15 protein-coding genes and 1 riboswitch are annotated in these 16,870 nt (G+C 67.4%); of the genes, 5 read left to right on the top strand and 10 right to left on the bottom strand.

Features of this window, described 5'->3' with window-relative positions; genetic code table 11:
* Positions 1 to 80: 80 nt before the first annotated feature.
* From ACNJ7K_RS01820 to ACNJ7K_RS01805, 4 genes are read right to left on the bottom strand one after another with little or no spacing between them, the layout of a single operon-like run.
* On the bottom strand, positions 81 to 1,805 hold the full coding sequence (locus ACNJ7K_RS01820) for an ABC transporter ATP-binding protein (RefSeq protein WP_159418822.1): 1,725 nt from the start codon (positions 1,803 to 1,805) through the stop codon (positions 81 to 83).
* The gene (locus tag ACNJ7K_RS01815) at positions 1,802 to 3,574 is read right to left on the bottom strand and encodes an ABC transporter ATP-binding protein (protein WP_085470369.1); all 1,773 of its coding nucleotides are present in this window, start codon (positions 3,572 to 3,574) and stop codon (positions 1,802 to 1,804) included. Before ACNJ7K_RS01815 ends, ACNJ7K_RS01820 begins: the two co-directional genes overlap by 4 nt.
* Positions 3,571 to 5,016, bottom strand: a complete 1,446-nt coding sequence (locus ACNJ7K_RS01810) for an MFS transporter (protein WP_159418820.1) — start codon at positions 5,014 to 5,016, stop codon at positions 3,571 to 3,573. The genes ACNJ7K_RS01815 and ACNJ7K_RS01810 overlap by 4 nt, the downstream gene beginning before the upstream one ends.
* Positions 5,009 to 5,494, bottom strand: coding sequence for a hypothetical protein (locus tag ACNJ7K_RS01805; RefSeq protein ID WP_159418819.1), 486 nt, complete (start codon positions 5,492 to 5,494; stop codon positions 5,009 to 5,011). The genes ACNJ7K_RS01810 and ACNJ7K_RS01805 overlap by 8 nt, the downstream gene beginning before the upstream one ends.
* Before the next feature lie 78 nt (positions 5,495 to 5,572).
* On the opposite strand from ACNJ7K_RS01805, the gene ACNJ7K_RS01800 reads away from it, so the two are divergent.
* A complete protein-coding gene (locus ACNJ7K_RS01800; RefSeq protein ID WP_145708807.1) occupies positions 5,573 to 6,205 on the top strand; it encodes a TetR/AcrR family transcriptional regulator C-terminal domain-containing protein in 633 nt (210 codons plus the stop codon).
* A 135-nt stretch (positions 6,206 to 6,340) separates the two neighbouring features.
* On the opposite strand, the gene ACNJ7K_RS01795 is transcribed toward ACNJ7K_RS01800, so the two are convergent.
* Positions 6,341 to 7,369 carry an esterase/lipase family protein gene (locus ACNJ7K_RS01795; RefSeq protein ID WP_085470365.1) on the bottom strand — a complete coding sequence of 343 codons (1,029 nt, stop codon included), beginning with the start codon at positions 7,367 to 7,369 and terminating at the stop codon, positions 6,341 to 6,343.
* An 86-nt stretch (positions 7,370 to 7,455) separates the two neighbouring features.
* On the bottom strand, positions 7,456 to 7,923 hold the full coding sequence (locus ACNJ7K_RS01790; protein WP_145708808.1) for a MarR family winged helix-turn-helix transcriptional regulator: 468 nt from the start codon (positions 7,921 to 7,923) through the stop codon (positions 7,456 to 7,458).
* A gap of 78 nt (positions 7,924 to 8,001) precedes the next feature.
* Here ACNJ7K_RS01790 and ACNJ7K_RS01785 point away from each other — a divergent pair, with 78 nt between their 5' ends.
* Together ACNJ7K_RS01785 and ACNJ7K_RS01780 are read left to right on the top strand one after the other, a co-directional pair.
* Positions 8,002 to 8,919, top strand: coding sequence for an alpha/beta fold hydrolase (locus tag ACNJ7K_RS01785; RefSeq protein WP_487041098.1), 918 nt, complete (start codon positions 8,002 to 8,004; stop codon positions 8,917 to 8,919).
* A 162-nt stretch (positions 8,920 to 9,081) separates the two neighbouring features.
* A complete protein-coding gene (locus tag ACNJ7K_RS01780; protein ID WP_145708809.1) occupies positions 9,082 to 10,002 on the top strand; it encodes a phosphodiesterase in 921 nt (306 codons plus the stop codon).
* On the opposite strand, the gene ACNJ7K_RS01775 is transcribed toward ACNJ7K_RS01780, so the two are convergent.
* Complete coding sequence (locus tag ACNJ7K_RS01775) at positions 9,999 to 11,495, bottom strand: stealth family protein (RefSeq protein ID WP_059383046.1); 1,497 nt, start codon at positions 11,493 to 11,495, stop codon at positions 9,999 to 10,001. The two genes, ACNJ7K_RS01780 and ACNJ7K_RS01775, sit on opposite strands and share 4 nt — an antisense overlap.
* A 261-nt stretch (positions 11,496 to 11,756) precedes the next feature.
* Positions 11,757 to 11,848: riboswitch (TPP riboswitch) on the top strand.
* Positions 11,849 to 11,902: 54 nt separating this feature from the next.
* On the opposite strand from ACNJ7K_RS01775, the gene ACNJ7K_RS01770 reads away from it, so the two are divergent.
* The gene (locus ACNJ7K_RS01770; RefSeq protein WP_059382882.1) at positions 11,903 to 12,667 is read left to right on the top strand and encodes a 3-oxoacyl-ACP reductase; all 765 of its coding nucleotides are present in this window, start codon (positions 11,903 to 11,905) and stop codon (positions 12,665 to 12,667) included.
* A complete protein-coding gene (locus ACNJ7K_RS01765) occupies positions 12,667 to 13,971 on the top strand; it encodes an LLM class flavin-dependent oxidoreductase (RefSeq protein ID WP_487041097.1) in 1,305 nt (434 codons plus the stop codon). The genes ACNJ7K_RS01770 and ACNJ7K_RS01765 overlap by 1 nt, the downstream gene beginning before the upstream one ends.
* 364 nt (positions 13,972 to 14,335) lie before the next feature.
* Here ACNJ7K_RS01765 and ACNJ7K_RS01760 read toward each other — a convergent pair whose 3' ends face one another.
* From ACNJ7K_RS01760 to ACNJ7K_RS01750, 3 genes are all read right to left on the bottom strand, one after another.
* On the bottom strand, positions 14,336 to 15,616 hold the full coding sequence (locus ACNJ7K_RS01760) for a serine hydrolase domain-containing protein (RefSeq protein ID WP_487041096.1): 1,281 nt from the start codon (positions 15,614 to 15,616) through the stop codon (positions 14,336 to 14,338).
* A 139-nt stretch (positions 15,617 to 15,755) separates the two neighbouring features.
* Positions 15,756 to 16,217: a DUF5994 family protein gene (locus ACNJ7K_RS01755; protein ID WP_064060096.1), complete on the bottom strand. Its 462-nt coding sequence runs from the start codon at positions 16,215 to 16,217 to the stop codon at positions 15,756 to 15,758.
* A 31-nt stretch (positions 16,218 to 16,248) separates the two neighbouring features.
* Positions 16,249 to 16,806: a DUF5994 family protein gene (locus tag ACNJ7K_RS01750; RefSeq protein ID WP_228044967.1), complete on the bottom strand. Its 558-nt coding sequence runs from the start codon at positions 16,804 to 16,806 to the stop codon at positions 16,249 to 16,251.
* Positions 16,807 to 16,870 lie beyond the last annotated feature (64 nt).

Raw genomic sequence — 16,870 nt, 5'->3', positions numbered from 1 at the left:
TTTCTGAGAAGTCGTGGCGGACCCGGGAGCCCTCGGAAATTATAACGACACCCTGTCGAGAACCTGCGGTCCGTGCCCGCTCACGATGCGCGGACCGGTGAAGCCACCCCGACCGACATCTCCCAGAACTGCGCGTAGCGACCGCCGCGACGCACCAGTTCGTCGTGGGTTCCCTGCTCGACGATCCGTCCCCGGTCCAGGAACACGATCCGGTCGGCGTCGCGCACGGTGTGCAACCGATGCGCGACCATCAGCACCGTCCGTCCCGCAGTGAGTCGTTCCAATCCGGCGCGGACGACCGCCTCGTTCTCCGGGTCCAGGGCGGACGTCGTCTCGTCCAGCAGGACGATCGGCGCATCCTTGAGCAGCGCTCGCGCGATCGACACCCGCTGCCGTTCCCCACCGGACAACATCGCGCCGCCTTCACCGACCCGCGACGACCAGCCGTCGGGGAGGCGTTCGATCACCTCGTCCAGTCCCGCGGCGGCGCCGGCGGCGCGCACCTTGTCGTCGGTCGCATCCGGACGTCCGAGTCGCACGTTCTCCTCGAGGGTCCCCTCGAACAGGTAGACGTCCTGGAAGACCACTGCGATCTGCGACATCAGCACGTCGGTCGCGATGTCCCGCACATCCACACCGCCGATGCGCACGGAGCCCGCATCCACGTCGTGGAACCGTGCGAGCAGTTGCAGCAGCGTGCTCTTCCCGGCGCCGGACGGCCCGACCACCGCGAACCGCCGGCCCTGCGGCACCGCCAGCGACAACCCGTCGATCACCGCGCGACCGTCCCGACGGAAGACCACCGAGTCGAACTCGATGTCGTGACCCTGCGGTCGCATCGGACGAGCCGGCTCGGGGAGGGGAGGGGTGCTCAGGAAGGCGTCCAGTCGGGTCAGTTCGCCGCGGGCGGCGCGCAGCTTCCCGCCGATCTCCGACAGTGACAACAGCGGTTCGGCGCAACAGCCTGCGAGGACGACGAGTGCCAGCATGTCCGGCACTGCGAGGTCCCCGCCGATCGCGAGATAGGTGCCCAGCGCCAGAAGGGCGGTGAACGCCGTCTGCACGGTCACCGTCGTAGCGACCATTCCCGGCACGGCTGCGATCGTCGATCGTCGCGATGCGCGCCGGATACCGTCGAGAGAGTCGTCGAGCAGCCGGAAACGTTCGGCGGTTCGTCCGCCTGCACGCAGAACGGGCTGCGCCTGGAGGTATTCGACGACGCGAGCGGTGGCCTCGTGATCGCGTGCGGCCCGTTCGGCATCGGTCGCCGCGGTGGCGCGTGCCGACCACAGCTGCACCGCCGTCACCACGGGGATCGCGGCAGCGGCCGCCAGACCCATCCGCAGGTCGTAGGCGGTTATCACCACCACGATGGTCAGCGGGGTCAGGCACGCCGAGACGAACGGCGCGAGCATGTGGGCGATCACGCTCATCGATTGCAGGACACCGCGACTCGCCGTCGCCGACAGTTCGCCGACCCGGTCGGCGCGATACCAGCCGAGCGGCAACCGTACGAGTTGGTCGCCCAGTCGGTGATAGACGCCGCGCAGCAGGGAGGTACCGACGCGGAAGCCCGACAGGTCGCTGACGTAGCGCAGCACCGCGTAGACGGCGACCGACGCTCCGAATCCGATCAGCCAGGGTCCGATGTCCGAGGGGGTGTCCCCGAACAGGATGCGCAGCACCGGGACGAGGAAGGCGTACGACAACCCCTCGGCGATCGCGCATCCCACCATGAGCGCAAGAGTCCGGCGCAGCGGGCCGGCGTGTTCGCGTCCGAGTGTGCGGAACAGTGTGGTGATCATCGTGCTCTGCTTCCTTGCAGGTCGGAACCGACGGATGGGTACAGGGAGCCATTACGGACGAGAACGTCCTCCGGTGATCCCTGTTCGACGATTGCCCCGTCCTCGAGAACCACGACCGTGTCCGCCCCGGTGATCGTCTCCGAGCGGTGCGTGACGGTCAGGATGGTCCGGTTGCCGCGCAGACGGGCGAGGGCGGCGTGGATCGCACCTTCGGTCCGGGGATCGGCGAAGGCCGTCGCCTCGTCGAGCACCAGCACCGGTGCATCGGTGAGCAGTGCCCGAGCGAGCGACAGGCGTTGTCTCTCCCCGCCGGACAGTTCGACCTCCTCGCCGAGGATCGTGTCGTATCCGTGGGGCAGTTCGACGATCCGTTCGTGGATGTCGGCCGCAACGGCTGCGCGGACCACGTCGTCGCGGTCGGCGTGGGGCACGGCCAGGGCGATGTTGTCGGCGATCGACGCGCGCAGCAGGCGAACGTCCTGGAAGACACACGAGATCGTGCGGTAGAGCGTCCTGCTTCCGACCTCCCGCAGGTCGACGCCACCGAGGGTGATCGTGCCGTGGGTCGGGTCGAAGAAGCGCAGCAACAGTTTCGCCAGGGTGGACTTCCCGCTGCCGGACGGACCCACCAGCGCGGTGACCGTCCCCGGTTCCAGGGTCAGGTCGATGCCCCGGAGGACCTCGTGCGCATCCGGATAGCCGAACCGGACGTCGTGCAGGTCGATCCGGTGCCCGGTCGGCGTAACCGGCCGCTCGGGTTCCGGCACCGGTGGCACGTCCAGCACCTCCCGGATCCGCTCGACGGCGCGCCGGGCGGCCAGGATGTCGTCGAATCCGTGGCCCAACGCCGCGATCGGGGCGGTCAGCCCCACGCCGAGGAGCACGAAGGGCAGCAGATCCGCCGCGGGCATACTGCCGCCCGTGATCAGGATGGAACCGCCGATCAACACGGTCAGGAGCACGAACGGCGGTGAGAGGGCGAGTTGCATTCCCGCTGCCACGCCGGACACGCCGCGGACCCATCGGGTGAAGGTCGAGACGAAATCGTCTGCCGCCGAGACGAATCTGTTCCGGGACCGGCGGGCGTTCCCGAAGACCTTCACGACCGAGATGCCGTTCACGAATTCGACGACCACATCGGCGATGCGTCCCATCGCTTCGTCGAACTCCTCCTGCTCCCGGCGTCGGGTCGCCGTGGACAGCAGGGGAACCAGCGACATGGCCAGGACGATCGGGATCATGGTGATCAGCGTCAGCCGCCAGTCGACGGTGAACAGGTAGACCGCCGACACGGCCGGAACGAGGAAGGCGTTGACCATCTCGCCGGGCGTGTGCGCGATGAACGGGTGCACGGCGGAGACGTCGTCGCCGACGACCTTCGCGAGTTCGCCGGTCCGGCGGCGGGAGAACCAGCCGATCGGGACCCGGCCGAGGTGACGTGCGAGTTCGCGGCGGAACGCCAACTGCACGGAGCCGTCGAGGCCGTGTGCGAGTCCGGATCCGATCGATGTCAGGACGAGCCGGGCGAAGAGTCCGAGTGCGCCGACAGCGACGGCGGTCCACGCGCGGGACTGGTCGACCGGTCCCGGCGCGAGGAGGGTTCGGCCGACCTCGGCGACGGCGAGAAGTGGAACGAGACCCGCGATACCGCCCGCGGCCTGTAGGGCAACGCTCGCGGTGAACCTGCCGACGAACGGCCGTAGCAGCGACGACAGTGTTCGCCGCGATGCCGAGTCCCTTTCGGAGAAGGATGTTTCGGTGGATGTCATGATGTCCGCGCTTTCGTCGGTCTTCGGTTCGGGGCGACGTCGCCGGTAGGCTCGGCGGGCGCGCCGGTCCGGGGGAGAACGGTGAATGCGATCACGGCAGCGACGACGAGAAGCACTGCACCGAAGGCGAATCCGAGTGCGTAGCCACTGTTCATGCTCTCGGGCGTCGCGAGCGTACCGATGCGGTGGTGTGCAGCGGTACCGAGAACGGCGAGTCCGAGCGACGCGCCGATCTGCCGCGACGTGTTGAGAAGTCCGGAGGCCGTGCCCATCTCGTGTGTGGCCACCCCCGAAGTTGCGACCGATACCACCGGACCGAGGCAGAGTCCGAAACCGATGCCGACGACGACGGCCGGTCCCAGAACGTCGGTGACGAACGATCCGTCGGCGCTGATCAGACCGAACCATGCGAACCCGGACGCGCTGACGAGTCCACCGGCCACGAGGAGTGTGCGTGCTGCCACGCGGTAGCCGAGCTTGACGGCGACCACCGATCCGGCGATCACGCCCACGGCCACCGGCAGGGTCATCAACCCCGTGGCGGCCGGGCTGTTGCCGAGCACCTGCTGCAGATACAGCGAGACGAAATAGAACGCCGACCCGATGGTGGCGCCCACCAGCAGGTTGAAGGCGTTCGCCCCGCTCACCGACCGATTGGTGAAGAGGCCGAGCGGGATCAACGGGTCGCGGCGGGTGGTCCGCTCGACGTGGACGAACACCACCAGGAGGGCGATCGCCGCGGCGAGGGTGACCAGCGTGATCGTCGAGGTCCACCCGTGGTGGTCGGTGCGTACGAGTGCGAACACCAGGGCTGTCGTTCCTGCGGTGCCGAGAATCGCGCCGAGCACGTCCGGGCGACCGCGCCGCGCGGGTACTCCGTCGGCTCCCACGCCCAGACAGGTCAGTGCGAGTGCTGCAGCCGCCATGGGCACGTTGACGAACATGACCCACCGCCACCCGGCGTATTCGGTGAGGACGCCGCCGAGGACGAGACCGAAGGCGGCACCTCCGGCGTTCATGGCGCTCCATATCCCGAAGGCACGGACCCTGGCGCGACCCTCGGAGAAGGTCGACGACAGCAGTGCCAACGCGGCCGGCGCGAGGGCCGCAGCCCCGACACCCTGCATCGCTCGTGCGGCGACGAGGTGGCCGGGTACCGCAGCGAACCCGCCGAGCAGCGAGGCGAGGCCGAACACGCCCAGTCCTACGAGGAGAGTGCGCTTGTGCCCGTAGAGATCGGCCGCGCGTCCTCCGAGGAGGAGCAGACCGCCGAAGAACAGTGCGTAGGCGTGGATCACCCACGTCGCGCCCACCGGATCGAAGTGCAACCCCTCGGTGATCCGGGGGAGTCCGATGTTCGCAACGGACAGATCCAGCGACACCATGAACTGCACCGTTGCGACGGCTGCAAGGGTGTATCCGGGCCTCGTTGCGTCAGTCATGCCGGTCGGCCCTTTCGGTCGGGGGCAGGACCCAGGCGGCCATGACCGCGGTGATCCCCGGCAGCAGTGGGATCACCAGCAGGGTGACGCCCAGCCACAGCGGGACGATCGGGTCGTAGTGTTCGCCCGCGTATCCGACGTCGAACAGCAGCACGCACGTTCCGACCACGAACAGTGTCGTCACCACCGCGCGGACTGCGACGTCCTTCTTCGCGCTCCACAGCGCGCCGAGCCAACCGGCCAGGCCGAGGACGCCCACGATCACGAGGTACCCGGCGATCGCGTTCCGGTCGAGGTTCACATTGTCGGGTCCCCATTCGGGATATGCGTTCTGTACGTGTTGTTCGATCGATCCGATCATCCACACGTCCAGCAGTGGGAGTGCGATGCAGAGGATCTGCAGGCACGCGCCGATCGTGAGGGCCTGGACAAGGTTGGGCCGGCGTTTCGTCGTACGAATTTCGGTATGGACGGTCATGCCGGACTCCTCTCTTACGGTGTATGACTTACGTCGGCGATGCTAGTCTTACGGCGTAAGAGTGGTCAAGGAGGTTTCGTGGGACCGACGCGCGCACAAGGTCGACATGCCGGGCTGACCCGGCAACAGGTGCTACATGCAGCGGTGCAGATGGTCGACCGGGACGGTGCGGCCGCGCTGTCGATGCGGAAGCTGGCACGTGAGCTGGACGTGGAGGCGATGACGCTGTACCACCACGTGAAGAACAAACAGGGACTCGAGGACGCCATCGTCCAGTACGTGATGGACGAAGCGTTCACCGGAGCCGAAACCGATGCTCCGTGGCGGACGGTTCTCGAGGGTTACGGCCGGGCCTTCCATCGTGGCCTGCTCGCGCACCCGGGGGCGGTGCCGTTCTTCGCGTCCCGTCCGGCGATCACCCCGGGCAATGTCGTGCACCTGGAGAAGATGCTCCGGGTGTTGCGGGACGCCGGATTCGCACCGCAGGATGCGCTTCTCGTGATCCAGACACTGGCCGCCGTCGTCCTCGGTCAGCACAGCGCGCCGCCGGCAGACGACGGCGATCCGGGTATCGATACCGAAGCCCTCGCCGAGTTCCCGCTGTTCGTCGAAGCGATGGGGTCCGGTGCGCCGTCCGTGGAGTCGCGGGTGGAGTTCGCGCTGCAGGCGTTCATCGCAGGGCTGAAGGAACCGAGCGGCGCCGCAATATAGTTCGCGCGCCGAACCGGGGTTCGCTACCGCAACACGCGGGGCGAGCTCCGGTTCGGCGCGTCGGCTTCGTGACGTGGCCACACTCGGCACAGAGTTGTCTGGGATGGGAACCGCGACGTAAGAGGATCGAACGGCTCAGGCGCCGGGGCGACTCGCGACCACAGCGTCCTTGGTTGTGGGATTGCTGATCGTCGGATCCGGGCTCCAGCCGAGGATCGGCGGCACGAAGACGCACTCCAGCGGCCCTGCCGAACTCGGGTCGAGCGCGTCGAGGACGAACCATGCCGCGTTCGGATCGTTGACGATGCCGGCATGCTCGACGAAGTCGTTCGCACAGTGGTCCTGCAGCACGATGTTCGTCGCGTTGGGTGCCTCGTGGTAGCCACTGGTGTACGGGAGGACGATCTCCTCGTAGCGGGTCATGATGTTCGTGTACGTCACCTCGTCGGCATAGATGCCCGCCTCCTGGATCGTGTGGATCCAGTCCGATCCGGCAAGAACCTGCGGGCACGCACCGCATCCGAGGAAGTGGACGAGATTCTCCACGTCCTGCCGCACACCGACGTGCTCGAACAGTTCGAACGACGCCGCGAGCAGGAAGGCGTGGCTGCCCTCGTAGACCGGTCCGAGCGAGACGTAGTCGTCGACCTTCTCGTTGCCGCCGAGGAACTTCACGTACCAGACGGGCATCAGGGTGCCCTGCGAGTGACCGACGAGGTCGACCTTCTCCGCACCGGTCGCGGCAAGGACTTCGTCGACGAACTCGGAGAGTTGCTGTGCGCTGTCCTCCATCGGCAGCAGCCCGCCGACGGAACTCAACGGCCAGGGGAGGTCGGCGTGGTTGCCGTAAGTGAGGGCGAAGACGCAGTAGCCCTCGTTCGCGAGGAGAGGTCCGAGATACGACCAGTTGTTGTGACGGTTGAGCACCGTGCCGTGGACGAGCACGACGGGATCCGGGTGTTCCTCCGACGGGACGCAGTCCCAGTCGTTCGTGCCGACCGCGCTTCCGTTCGGGTCGCCGAACTCGTGGGCGAAGCCGTCCAGGAACGTCTTTCCGACGGGCAGGGGAGGAGCGGGCTCCTCCGCGGCTGCCGTTCCCGCCCCGACCACAGTGAAGGCGACCGCGAGTGCCGCGGCGGCCCATGAACGTATCTGCATTCCCATCCCCCCGAAGTATGTGGATGGGCAAGGAAGTTAACAGAAATTCTCCCCGCTGGGGAGTGCGTTTCCCGCGCGGGGTCGGGACCGCGTCAGCCCTCGGTGTCCTCCGGGGAGCGGGCGGCTTCCACTGCGGCAGTCATGGAGCCGAGGAATTCCCGCACGACGTCCAATTGCGGCTCGGAGAAGGACTCGAGCGCGGCGGAGGCCCGGGCGAAGAGCGGGCCGAAGAAATCCCAACCGAGTTTCTCGGCGGCCGGGGTCACGCGCAGGATCACGCGTCGCCGGTCGTCGCTGTCGCGATCCCGCCTCACGTGGCCGGCCCGTTCGAGCCTGTCGACGAGTGCGGTGACCGATGCCGTGTTGAGCCGCAGGTGCTCGGCGAGCCAGCCGGGTGTCGCGATCTCCCCGGCCCGCTCCCGGTCGAGAAGTCCGATCAGTGCTCGCAGATCGGTGGGGTGCAGCGCGTGTTTCTGTGCGAATTCGGCGCCGAGCAGATCGAGTTGCACCGTGAGCGCGCGCAACCGGTGGATCATGTCGAGTCTGCCGTCGTCCGTCATGTCACCTCCGCCTCTCGACAGACTCTACTCGCCCACCTAGTATCTCGATCATCGAGATATTCGACGGTGGAGGTTCCGATGCTCCGGTCACGACGCAGATCGTTCGACGAGTCCGACGAGGGCCGCGCCTTCCACGCCGCGTACGACGCACTTCTCGCGAAATGGCCGCACGGCACCGTGATCCACGATCTCGACTCCCGTTTCGGCACCACCCGCGTCACCGAGTACGGCCCGCCCGGCGCACCGCCGGTCCTGCTCCTCCCGGGCGCCGGCGCCACGTCGATGGTCTGGTTCGCCAACGCCGCGGCACTGGGGGAGGCTCACCGGCTACTGGCCGTCGACATCATCGGCGACGTCGGACGCAGCGTCACCGGCGGTGATCCCGTCCGCAGCGTCGACGATCTGCTCGAATGGCTCGGCTCCGTCGCCGATGCCCTCGGAGTGACGCGGTGTGCGGTCGTCGGTCACTCGTACGGCGCGATGATCGCGCTCGCGGCAGCCGTTCGCGCATCCCACCGGGTCGACCGGCTCGTGCTGCTCGATCCCAACTCGTGCTTCGCCGGGATGCGGCCCGGATACCTCCTGCGGGCGCTTCCCGTCCTCCTGCGGCCCACGGCCGCCCGCGAACGGGCATTTCTCGGGTGGGAAACCCGAGGGGCACAACTCGATCCCGACTGGATCACCTTGATGGCGCTCGGCGCGGAGCATTTCCCGACCGCGAAGACGATCGTGCCCCGGCGGCCGTCACCCGAAGAGCTTGGGCGGTGCACGGCCGAGACCACGGTGGTGCTCGCGCCGTTCGGGCGCGTCCACGACCCCGACGAGGTGGGCCGCGCAGCGCGGAAGGCGCTCCCGTCCTGCCGGGTCGTCACCCTCACCGCCGGTACCCATCACACCCTGCCGATGTCCCCGAGCGACGAGATCGACACCGTGCTACGGGATGCGCTGGGGACCGGTGCTCCCGCCGATCGGAATTGTGATCCAGATCACCGATGAATGTCGGATTGTTCGTTTCCGCAGGTCACCACGTAGTAACGGACTGTTCGCCGCAGGTTCGGGGTCTCGATGTGAGCCGGAAGTCGTGGAGCCGTAGAAACACACTCGCTACGGTTGAAGGCGACGAAGTGCCCCGAAACGGGCGAATGGAAGTGAGAGATCATGGGCAGTTCTCCGGCCCCTGAGCGAATTGCCGAATACCCCAGACCTTCGCACACGCTGCTCCATCTCACCGACACCCATCTCGTCGGTGGAGACGAACTCCTCTACGGCACCGTCGACGCCGACACCCGCCTCGGGCTGATCCTCGACGACATCCGTGCCTCCCGGGTCCGACCCGACGCCCTGGTGTTCACCGGCGACCTCGCCGATCGCGGCCAGCCCGATGCCTACCGCAAGCTCCGCGGACTCGTCGAACCACTGGCCGCAGCACTCGACGCCGAGATCGTGTGGGCGATGGGCAACCACGACGACCGCGCGACCTTCCGTGAAGAGCTGCTCGACGAAGCGCCCCTCGGCGCACCGATCGACGCCGTCCACGCCGTGGGCGGACTTCGGATCGTCAGCCTCGACACCTCGGTCCCGGGCCACCACCACGGTGAGGTGACCGACGACCAGCTCGCCTGGCTGGCCGACGAACTCGCGACACCCTCGCCTTTCGGTACCGTTCTCGCACTGCATCATCCGCCCGTGCCGAGCGTGTTCGACATGGCCGTCCTCGTCGAACTGCGCGACCAGGCCGGTCTGGCCGAAGTACTGCGCGGCACCGATGTCCGCGCCATCCTCGGCGGTCATCTGCACTACTCGACCTCGGCCACGTTCGCGGGCATCCCGGTGTCCGTCGCCTCGTCGACCTGCTACACGCAGGACCTGAACGTCCCGGTCGGTTCGCAGCGCGGGCACGACGGCGCGCAGGGTTTCAACCTCGTGCACGTCTATCCCGACACGATCGTGCACTCCGTGGTGCCCAGCGGAAGCTACGCCACCGCCGGGCAACCCCACACGGCCGAGGACGCGGCGCGGTGTCTGGCCGAGGCCGGCATCCGCATCCCCGAGAACCCCGACCTCACCGTTCGGATCTAGCCGACGTCCGGTCGGCCCGGGTGGTCGGTCTCCCAGGGCGCCGGAATCGGGTAGTACCGCTCCAGGAACTGCGTGACCTTCGCGGTGCGCAGCTCCAGGTCGACCTCGGGCGTGCTGCCGTCGTTGAGGCAGAACAGGTCGAGATTGCGACGCGCCAGGATCGTGTCCAGATGTCGCAGACCGGACTTCACGGTGGTGTCGACGTACTCCACCTTCGCCGTGGTCTGCTGCACCGCGCGGCCGGTCAGCAGCGTGTAGTAGTGGTAGAAGGAGTTCGTCACCGAGATGTTGTCTGCCGCCCGGAACGGGCTCGCCGCCGTCGCAGCGAACTCGTCCGCGAACTCGCGTTCCATCTCCGCCATGATCGACCTGCGCAACGGGACCGGCGTGTGTTCGAGGTGCCGAGTGATGGTGACCCCGAAGCGATCCTGCAGGAGCTTGCGGTTCATGCGGGCGGAGTTCTCGAATCCGCTGCGCGACGGGTCGTTCCGGCCGAGCCCGATCCGCACGTCGCACTCGATGAACTTGCTGACACCCCCGCCGGAGAAGAACAGGCTCGGGCTCACCCGGCGACCGAAGAACATGTCGTCGTTCGAATACAGGAAGTGCTCGGACAGCCCCGGGATGTGGTGCAGTTGCGACTCGACCGCCATCGAGTTGTAGGTGGGCAGCGCCGACGGGTCGGCGAAGAACTCCTCGCTCCGCACGAACGTCACACGCGGGTCGTCGGCGAGCCACGCCGGTCGCGGCGAGTCGGTGGCGACGAAGATCCGCCGCACCCACGGCGCGTACATGTGGACCGAACGCAGGGCGTACTTGAGTTCGTTGATCTGCCGGTAGCGCGCCGGCGAGTCGTCGCCTTCGCCGACGACGTAGTTCTGCATCAGCTTCGCGCGCTTGGCCTGGAACGACTTCGACGACCCGTCCACCCACGAGAACACGAGGTCGATCTCGAACGGGATGTCGCCGGGGTGGCGGTCGAACATGCCCTCGATCGTGGGCCACAGCTGTCCGTACCGCTCGACCGTCGTGCGGCGCATCTCGTCGCGCAGGGCGACCGTGCGGGTGAGGGCGTTCGGGCGAGGCATGATCACCTCGTCGTCGGTGTAGGTCCACAGTTCGATGTCCACACCGTTCGACGCGCCGTACCGCATCCCGCTGGTCAGTTCGACGCGCGGGCGGAACAGCCGGAACACACGGTCCTTCCTGTCGCGTGAGAGCCGTCCGTCCGACACCGGGACCGGGCGTCGCTTCGAGCCGACGGCCTTCGAGTAGAACGGCTCGTCGGCGCACCCCTCGGCGAGCGCGGCACGCAGCCTCTTCCGATCGGCGCGGTCGATCGCCAGGATCGGGCGGTCGCTGTCGTCGCGCACGAGCAGGTAGTCGATGTGCGCCCGATCGAGGACGCGGCGCAGGAACAGCACGTCCTCGATCTGCGCTTCGTCGGGCGTCGTGGTGGTGATCGGGATGGCGTAGCGATCCTCGAACCACACCACTTCCTGGTGTTTCGCCGGCCCGCGGACCGTGGAGCGGCCGAGGGGAGGAGCGTCTCCGAACTGCGGAGAAAGGGAGACGTAGGGAGCGTTGTGGGTGGCCGGCATGTGCGTCGGAATCTCCTTTCACGAGTCGGGGACGAGAACGATCATTTTAACGTCGATCTGAGCTAAGTTCTCGCGTAGGCGATGTGACGATCCTGTGAACGCCGACCCTGCCGGCTCTCGAAGGCCGAACCGGTGCCGTGTAGCCTGTCCGCAGGACTCGACACGGGGTGCCGGAAACGGCTGAGAGAACACCCGTCGAACCTGATCTCGATTATGCGAGCGAAGGGATGCCGAGCCGGCGCCGGGCCACAGGTCTGTCGCCCTCACGCACCCTTCCCCACACAGGGAAGGCACAGAAGATGTCATTGCAGAACCAGGTCGTCCTCGTCACCGGCGCCGGTCGCGGCCTCGGCCGCAGCATCGCGCAGGCGTTCGCCGACGAAGGAGCCGCCGTCGTCCTCGACTACCGGCGCAGCGGCGAGGGCGCTCACGAACTGGCCGACAAGATCGGACCCGAGCGGGCGGTCGCGCTGAAGGCCGATGTCACCGACCGCGCCGACGTCGAAGCGCTGTTCACCCGGGCCCGCGAGCACTTCGGACGTCCCGTCACCACGGTCGTCAACAACGCCCTGCCCGATTTCTCCTTCAACGGCGACGCTCGGCCCAAGGCAGACGAGATCGGATACGACCGGTTCGGAGCCCAGTTCGACGGTGTCGTCGGCGGCGCGGTCAACATCATCCAGGCGGCTCTGCCGGGCATGCGCGAGGCCGGTGGCGGCAGCATCGTCAACATCGGCACCAACCTGTTCCAGCACCCCGTCGTCCCGTACCACGACTACACCGCGGCCAAGGCCGCGCTGCTGTCGCTGACCCGCACCTTCGCCGCCGACCTCGGCCCCGACGGGATCCGCGTCAACATGGTCTCCGGCGGTCTGCTGCGCACGACCGACGCATCGTCGGCGACCCCCGAAGCGGTGTTCGACCTCATCGCGTCGTCGACGCCGCTGCGGAAGGTCACCACGCCCGAGGACTTCGCGGCGGCGGTGCTGTTCTTCGCCTCCGACTGGTCGCGGGCCGTCACCGGACAGAACCTGGTGGTCGACGGGGGACTGGTGATGAACTGATGGCCGGACCACGCACCCTTCACCTCAACGCCTTCCTCTACGGCGTCGGGCATCATTCGTCGGCGTGGCGGCATCCCGACTCCGCGGCCGGACGCATCGGCGACATCACGTATTTCGAGGAACTCGCCCGCACCGCCGAACGGGGATGCCTCGACGCGGTGTTCTTCGCCGACGGTCACAGCGTCAACCCGAAGTACACGGCAGGCACCACCTGGTTCCTCGAACCGCTGACTGCGCTGTCGGCGATGGCGCGCGCGACCGAGCACATCGGTCTCGTCACCACCGTCTCCGCGAGTTTCTTCACGCCCTTCCATGCCGCACGGATGCTCGCCTCGCTCGATCACATCAGCGGGGGACGGGTGGGCGCGAACATCGTCACCTCGATGTTCGACGAGGAAGCGCGCAACCACGGATTCGACGCCCTGCCTCCGCACGCCGAACGGTATGCGCGGGCCGAGGAATTCATCGAGGTGCTCTGCGCTCTGTGGGATTCGTGGGGTGACGGCGGTGTCCTCGTCGACCGGGCGGGTGGCAGCTTCCTGGACTCCGACGCGATCCGCCCGATCCATCACCGGGGCAGTCATTTCCGCGTCGACGGTCCGCTGACCGTGCCGCGGTGCCCGCAGGGTCGTCCGGTGCTGTTCCAGGCCGGCGCCTCGGAGACCGGACGCAACCTGGCGGCCCGTCACGCCGAGGCCGTCTACTCCGTCGCGTGGGACATGACCGCGGCGCTCGAGTACGTCACCGACCTGCGTGCGCGGATCGCCGCGGCCGGCAGGGATCCCGGGACGGTCGCCATCCTGCCCGGACTCGTCACCTACGTCGGTCGCACCGAAGCGGAGGCGTGGGCGAAGAAGGCCGAACTCGATGCGCTCCTCGACGTCGACGCCGCCATCACCCAGCTCGGCGTGTTCACGGGTCAGGACTACACCGGTCACGACCTCGACGCCCCCGTCGCCGACCTGCCGCCCATCGAGGAGTTCAGCGGTCCGCAGGGTCGCTATGCGACGGTGCAGCGCATCATCGAGACCCGTCGTCCCACCCTGCGCGAGCTGCTCGGCTACCTCGCCGCGGGTGGTGGTCACGCGACCATGATCGGCACCGCCGAATCCGTCGCCGACAGCATCGAGGAATGGTTCACCGCGGGCGCCTGCGACGGTTTCAACCTGATGTGTCCCGCCTATCCGGATTCCCTCGACGACTTCGTCGACCTCGTGGTCCCGGAACTGCAGCGCCGCGGCCTGTTCCGGACCGAATACCCCGGGTCGACCCTGCGCGACTCGCTCGGTCTGAAGGCGGTGTAACAGAGCGCGAACCGGTCATCGGAGCGGGTTGTAGAGCGCACCGATGACCGTTTCGCGCTCTGGAGCTCCCGACGACGGTACGAGCGAGCGACGTGACGCGCAGACCGTCCACGTCGACGACGTCGCCGCCCAGGTCGGCGGTGTGGATGTGCAGATCGTCGCTCGCCCGGCAGCTGCGCGTCGGCGGACGCGCGACGTGGATGCGGCCCAGCGGCGCGTCCCACACGTCGAGGCCGTGGACGACCGCGGCCGTCACATGACCGAGCGCCTCGTCGGCGTCGAGACGGGAAGCGACGAGGCGTGCCCGGGCGAGGTGAACTCCGGCGGGGCCGAGGCCGTGCCTGCCCACCGGACGCCGGTACGATCAGCCTCCCGGCGTCGGCGCGGGTGCGCTCTCCTCTGCGTCGGGAGCGCGTGCCGGATCGCCCGGCGCCTGATAATCGGAGCCGTAGAAGATCGGCAGGATGCCCTTGACGAGGGTCAGCGCCGAACCTTCACCCGACGGCACCGTCGACAGATTCGTGGCGATGACGATCGTCAGATCGGTGTCCGGGTCGTGGCCCATGAAGGTCATGAAGCCAGGAAGCTGCCCGTCGTGTCCGAGCAGCGGACCGAACCGGGCCATGCCGAGCCCGTATCCGGCGGTTCCCCCGCCCACCGACTGCACGCTGTCGAGCCGGGTCTGCTGCATCTGTTGGTCGAGCAACCCACCGTCGACCAGCGCCTTCACATAGCTGGTCATGTCGTCGACGGTGGAGATCGCAGCGCCCGCCGTCCACGCCCAGGAGGGATTGTCGTCGGTCACGTCGTTCGGCTTCAGTGTTCCTGCGACCACCGCGGCCTGCTGGTCGTCCGGCAGTTCGAAGGTGTCGATGGTGGAGACGTTGGTGCCGAACATGTAGCCCTGCGGATGCGGATCCGGGATCGACGCGTCCTCGATCGCCGGGAACGAGGTGTTCCCGAGTTCGAGCGGAGCGAAAATGCGCTCGTCGAACGCATCCGCCACCGGCATGCCCGTCAGTTCCTCGATGACGAGTCCGAGCAGCACCGTATTGGTGTTGCTGTATTCGAACTGTTCCCCGGGCGGGAAGTTCACGGGTCGAGAGAACGCGATCTGCAGCAACTCCTCCTGCGTCCACGCTTTCTCGGGTTCGCGGTCCAGTGTCGCGTTGAACTCCGGGTCGAAGGTGTAGCTGTACAGGCCGCTCCGCATCTCGGCGAGCTGAGCGATGGTGATCGTGTCGCCGTTCGGGACACCGTCGATGTACTTCGAGACCGGGTCCTCGAGCGACATGCGACCTTCCTGCACCAATTGCAGGATGGCGGTGACGGTCATCGTCTTCGTGTTGCTGCCGATACGGACATGGTCGTCGGCGGAGATCGGATCGTCGGTGTCGAGGGTGGACGTGCCGAAGGTACCGGTCCAGTCACCGCGGTCGGGGGAGCTGATCTGTATCACCGCGCCGGGAATGGCGTTGTCGCGCATCAACTGGTCGATGGTGGATTCCAACTCGGCCACGTACGCGGGTTGCGCTTGATCCGCCGGGGTGGAGGAAGGATCCGTACCGGACTCGGTGTCGCCGGAGCTACACGCCGAGGTTGCCAGTAGGGCGACCGCCGTGATCGACGCTGCGAGTGTCTTCATAGGTCGTCTGCTTTCGGGATCTGGGGCCCAGAGAACGGGGTTTCTGTGACGTTGTCACGGAATTCGTGTATTTCCCGATGTGGAGACGAATTTTCACCCTCTCGAAGGAGGGCGGTCGATTTTCGAATGCGGAGAGCGATCAGATCTTTCCGAGATCCGGTGCCACGGCCTTCTGCATGTCCTCGTACGCGCGGTCGGCGTCGAGCGTGGGCGCGATGATGAGCAGGCGGAGACGGAGTTCGCCGCTGCCGTAGACGTACATCAGGCCGGAAGGTTGATCCGGAGCGGGGCCGACGATGTCGATTCCGTCCGGAGCATCGATGCCTCGCTGGGACACGCTGAGCGCATTCCAGTCGAACGCGATCCGCTCGGTTCGTCCCAGGCGTGGGGTCAGTGCGGACACCAGATCGTGCAACTCGGCGGTGAGATTGTCGCCTCGCGGCCACCATGCACCGTCGACGCCGGGGGAGTGCTCATCGGGGTCGCGGAGAAGCAGACGCACCGTGCGAGTCGGGACGTCGAAGGGCTGTCCGCCGTCGGCGGCGGCCTGGAAACGTCCCAGGCCGCGGCCGGTGAACGGGTGTCGTGGGCTTTCTGTCATGTCACACTCCGGTGCGGGAAACGGATCGAGGTCAGTAGAGGCATCCGATGTCCGCTTCGGTGGGTGAGGCGTGACCTCCCTCGCTGTCCCAACTCTGCAGTGCTTCGGAGGTGCCGGAGACGGCTCGGCTCGCGGCGGTCAACAACTCCTCCGCAGTGAGCATGTTCGACCGTTCCGACGCTCGATAGAGCAGCGCCCGAGCGGATACGGGGTCGGTCTCCGGCGGTACGACCACCAGAATGCGACGAGTTCCGTCCAGGCTGCGGACACCGAGTGTGCCGACGGACTGGTAGTGATACCCGTCGAGACGGACGGGATGGTCCTTGACGCGTCTGCGCCCTTCGATGGGCTGCCACGCAGTCATGCAGTAGGTGAGACGGGCGAGTACGCCGGCTCGGCCCGCCAGCAGCGTTTCGAGTCCGTCGAGTTCGGCGGACAGGTCGTCCGAGTGCGGCCACCAAGCCCCGTCCACGGGACCCATGGTCGGGTGCCCGGGTGTCAGCGACAACCGCGCCGGAGGCGTGGATGCGTGGTGAGAGGGCGAAGAAATGGGTCGATCCGAACGGAGTCGGTCGTGGTGCAGCGTCATGGCGACGCTCCTGACTAGGCCGCTCAGCGGCCTGCTCATTGGACGGTGACGACGAGAGCGGATG

The organism is Rhodococcus shunpengi (genome assembly GCF_048381395.1).
In the GTDB taxonomy this organism is placed as follows: domain Bacteria; phylum Actinomycetota; class Actinomycetes; order Mycobacteriales; family Mycobacteriaceae; genus Rhodococcus.
This window is presented reverse-complemented; position numbering and strand designations above follow the sequence as displayed.

Coding starts and splice junctions, on each gene's coding strand:
- ACNJ7K_RS01820 (WP_159418822.1), bottom strand. CDS start 1,805: ATGATCACCACACTGTTCCGCACACTCGGACGCGAACACGCCGGCCCG.
- ACNJ7K_RS01815 (WP_085470369.1), bottom strand. CDS start 3,574: ATGACATCCACCGAAACATCCTTCTCCGAAAGGGACTCGGCATCGCGG.
- ACNJ7K_RS01810 (WP_159418820.1), bottom strand. CDS start 5,016: ATGACTGACGCAACGAGGCCCGGATACACCCTTGCAGCCGTCGCAACG.
- ACNJ7K_RS01805 (WP_159418819.1), bottom strand. CDS start 5,494: ATGACCGTCCATACCGAAATTCGTACGACGAAACGCCGGCCCAACCTT.
- ACNJ7K_RS01795 (WP_085470365.1), bottom strand. CDS start 7,369: ATGGGAATGCAGATACGTTCATGGGCCGCCGCGGCACTCGCGGTCGCC.
- ACNJ7K_RS01790 (WP_145708808.1), bottom strand. CDS start 7,923: ATGACGGACGACGGCAGACTCGACATGATCCACCGGTTGCGCGCGCTC.
- ACNJ7K_RS01785 (WP_487041098.1), top strand. CDS start 8,002: ATGCTCCGGTCACGACGCAGATCGTTCGACGAGTCCGACGAGGGCCGC.
- ACNJ7K_RS01780 (WP_145708809.1), top strand. CDS start 9,082: ATGGGCAGTTCTCCGGCCCCTGAGCGAATTGCCGAATACCCCAGACCT.
- ACNJ7K_RS01770 (WP_059382882.1), top strand. CDS start 11,903: ATGTCATTGCAGAACCAGGTCGTCCTCGTCACCGGCGCCGGTCGCGGC.
- ACNJ7K_RS01765 (WP_487041097.1), top strand. CDS start 12,667: ATGGCCGGACCACGCACCCTTCACCTCAACGCCTTCCTCTACGGCGTC.
- ACNJ7K_RS01760 (WP_487041096.1), bottom strand. CDS start 15,616: ATGAAGACACTCGCAGCGTCGATCACGGCGGTCGCCCTACTGGCAACC.
- ACNJ7K_RS01755 (WP_064060096.1), bottom strand. CDS start 16,217: ATGACAGAAAGCCCACGACACCCGTTCACCGGCCGCGGCCTGGGACGT.
- ACNJ7K_RS01750 (WP_228044967.1), bottom strand. CDS start 16,806: ATGACGCTGCACCACGACCGACTCCGTTCGGATCGACCCATTTCTTCG.